Source organism: Vibrio sp. 10N.261.51.A3 (assembly GCF_041471965.1).
In the GTDB taxonomy this organism is placed as follows: domain Bacteria; phylum Pseudomonadota; class Gammaproteobacteria; order Enterobacterales; family Vibrionaceae; genus Vibrio; species Vibrio crassostreae_C.
In genome coordinates, this window is sequence record NZ_JBFRPK010000017.1 from 1 (window position 1) to 236 (window position 236).

Annotated in this window: 1 protein-coding gene; it reads left to right on the forward strand. The window is 37.3% G+C overall.

The window, feature by feature from the left end; all coding sequences use genetic code 11:
- Window positions 1-51: 51 nt before the first annotated feature.
- The coding region (locus tag AB4371_RS04415) for a helix-turn-helix domain-containing protein (protein WP_017068015.1) at window positions 52-236 on the forward strand (185 nt) is incomplete at its 3' end.

The window sequence follows — 236 nt, forward strand, 5'->3', positions numbered from 1 at the left end:
AAGTAAAAATGTGATCTAATTAAGATTGATGAATTATTGTGAAATTTAGCCATGGATAGCCTTAATAACACTGACTTCAAAAAGCTTGCGAGCCAGCAAAAAACCATTCAGATGAAGATGCGTTTACTTGCGCTCGCACACTTTAAAGACGGCCTCTCTCGTACACAAATTGCAAAATCTCTCAAAGTCAGTCGAACCAGTGTCAATAAATGGGTTCGGATTTTTTTTGAAGAAGG